3 protein-coding genes are annotated in these 2,783 nt (G+C 67.1%); 2 read left to right on the top strand and 1 reads right to left on the bottom strand.

Going from position 1 to position 2,783, the window contains the following annotated elements:
- The first annotated feature begins 110 nt into the window (after positions 1–110).
- Positions 111–950, top strand: coding sequence for a hypothetical protein (locus VD972_RS31605; protein WP_324992504.1), 840 nt, complete (start codon positions 111–113; stop codon positions 948–950).
- 88 nt (positions 951–1,038) lie between these two features.
- Entirely contained in the window at positions 1,039–1,968 is a 930-nt protein-coding gene (locus VD972_RS31610; protein ID WP_324992505.1) for an NYN domain-containing protein, read from the top strand.
- A gap of 121 nt (positions 1,969–2,089) precedes the next feature.
- Here the strand turns inward: VD972_RS31610 and VD972_RS31615 are convergent.
- Positions 2,090–2,783 (bottom strand): NAD(P)(+) transhydrogenase (Re/Si-specific) subunit beta (locus tag VD972_RS31615; protein WP_324992506.1); only part of this gene is annotated, 694 nt, incomplete at its 5' end.

The following is a 2,783-nucleotide window of genomic DNA, read 5'->3' on the forward strand; positions in this document are numbered from 1 at the left end:
TCCCGCTCATGCTCCTGGGGCTGTGGGACCAGTGGATGGACGGGCTGGGGCCGGACGTGGCCTGAGGAGCGGGGACTTCCGAGTGTGAGCCTCCGGGGTATGGTGGGCCGATGATCCAGACCCCCTGGAGCGTGAAGGCCCCTGCCTGGTGGGCAGTCCCCCGCCTCGTACAGATCTTCTTTCTGCTCGTGGCTCCCCTGGCGCTCGCGGAGCCCGTCACGGTCAACCCGGAGACGGAGCTCTCCCTGGAGTTCAGCGCGAAGGGCGCCACCACCTGCATCCTCGTGCCAGAGAAGCGGTACGACGCTCAGGCGTGTGCGGGGATTCCCCAGAAGGAGGCCTCGGCTCGAGAGGGAGAAGACCAGAGCGTGCGCGCGCTGGTGATCCTGCGACAACCCGAGCAGGTGTTCATCCTGACGGTGGCGAGCATCAAGAGGCCGGAGATCGGCCAGATGTACGATCAGAACATCCGCGGCTTCATCGAGGGCACGCTGAAGCGGCTGACCGAGGACTTCGGCGCCACCGCACGCGCCGTGGAGGACTCGGAGAAGCCGTACACCGTTCAGCAGGTGAGGGGTGTTCCCGTGGCCCGTTGGGAGTACACGACGGAGCTGCCCGAGGAAGATGAGCGGGCGAACACGGCCAGCGCGGTGGTCTACCTCATCCCTTCGCGAGACACGCTTGACGTCCTCTCGATCAACACCCATCAGCGGGACCTGGCGGAGGCCCGGGCCGTGGGCGAGCAGGTGATCTCCACGCTGAAGCTCCCACTCACGATCAAGGTGGAGGAGTTCGGTGGCGACATGACCTTCGCGCTCGGGAAGGATATCGCCAGCGTGCTCGTGCTCGCGGCGCTGGTGATCGGGCTCGGGGTGGCGATGTGGCGGCGCTCCAGAAAGGCGCCCTCATCCGTCGGCAAGAGAGACGACACGGCCATCCCGAGGGAGTAGGGTGGGGGAGTAGAGCGTTCAGCTCTAGAGCATCTAGCTCACCCGAGCCCCGCCAGCCTGGCGGCTCTCGCCATCTCAGAGACGGCCCTTGAACGGACAGACCGAGCACCGCATCGCCCTCTTCCTCGACTTCGAGAACCTGGTCACCAACACCGGCATCAGCTCCACGAACTTCGACCTGCAGCCCTCGCTGGATCGGCTGCTGGAGAAGGGCAAGGTGGTCTTCCGCCGCGCCTACTGTGACTGGTCGCGCTTCCAGGAAGCCAAGACGCGCCTGCACGACTACGGGGTGGAGCTGCTGGATGTGCCGCCCTCGACACGCGCGGGGAAGAATGGCGCAGACATGCGCCTGGTGATCGACGCGCTGGAGCTGTGCTACGCGCGCGAGCACATCGATACTTTTGTCATCGCCTCGGGAGACAGCGACTTCTGCCCGCTGGCCTACAAGCTGCGCGAGAATGGCCGCACCGTGATCGGCCTGGCGGTGAAGGGCTCGACCTCGCCCCTGTTCGTGAAGGCCTGTGACGAGTTCCTCTACCTGCGCCCCAAGCAGGCCCGCGGGGACAAGGACAAGCGGGACTCGATCGCCGCCGAGGAGGAAACCTCCACCGCCTCGCGCTCCGGGCACCGAGGCAAGGGACATGGCGGCAAGGCAGCCGAGCAAGAGGCCAAGGCCAAGCACAAGGTACCGGAGATCGCCCGCTCGGTGGTGAAGCGGCTGCTCGGGAGCGCGACGGGTCCCCTGAATCCCTCGCTCATCAAGGAGACCATCGTCCGCAAGGAGCCGGACTTCGATGAGCGCGATCATGGCTTCCCCTCCCTCGCCCGGATGCTCGAGGCCATGGAGCAGGAGGGACTGCTGAAGCGGCAGCAGCAGGGCCGGCAGTGGTATGTGGTGTCGCCGGAGGCGGCCACCCCCCCAGCGCGCGGTGGGCACTCGAAGCGCGCAGCGGCGCACGTGGAGACCGAGGACGAGGATCTGGAGGAGTACCCGGATCCTGAGGACGCGGAGGGCTAGCCGCTGCTCGTAGTGGGCTCCCAGAGCTGGGAGGATGAGGACGGGCGCGCCCGGCAAACCTGTCATACAAGCAGACAGGTTCGGCCAGAGCGCCCCGTCCGGGTGCCTTGGAGCCGGCTTGTCAGGCCGCCAGCTTCTTGCTCACGGCGGCCAGCAGCGCCTCGATGGACTTGCGCGCATCGCCGAACAGCATGCGCGTGTTGTCCAGCAGGAAGAGCGGGTTGTCCACGCCTGCGTAACCAGCCGCCATGCCGCGCTTGAGCACCACCACCAGCTTGGCCTTCCACACCTCCAGCACCGGCATCCCGTAGATGGGGCTGGAGGCATCATCCAGCGCGCCCGGGTTGACGATGTCGTTGGCGCCGATCACGAGCACCACGTCCGTGCTCGCGAAGTCGTGGTTGATGTGCTCCATCTCCATCACGATGTCGTACTGCACGCCGGCCTCGGCCAGCAGCACGTTCATGTGCCCCGGCAGACGGCCCGCCACCGGGTGGATGGCGAAGCGGACGTTGATCCCCTTGCTGCGCAGCTCGCGGGTGAGCTGCTCCACCGCACTCTGCGCGCGCGCCACCGCCATGCCGTAGCCCGGCACGATGATGACGCTCTTCGCCGCGCTCAGCCGGGCCGCCGTCTCGTCCGCGGAGAGCTCCCTCACCTCGCCCGAGCGAGGGATCTCGGAGGTCTTCACGTCCCCCGTGCCGAAGCCGCCGAACACCACGTTGAGGATGGAGCGGTTCATCGCCCGGCACATGATGATGGACAGGATCGCGCCGCTGGCGCCCACCAGCGCCCCCGTGACGATGAGCAGATCG

Source organism: Hyalangium sp. (genome assembly GCF_035629615.1).
Taxonomy (GTDB): domain Bacteria; phylum Myxococcota; class Myxococcia; order Myxococcales; family Myxococcaceae; genus Hyalangium.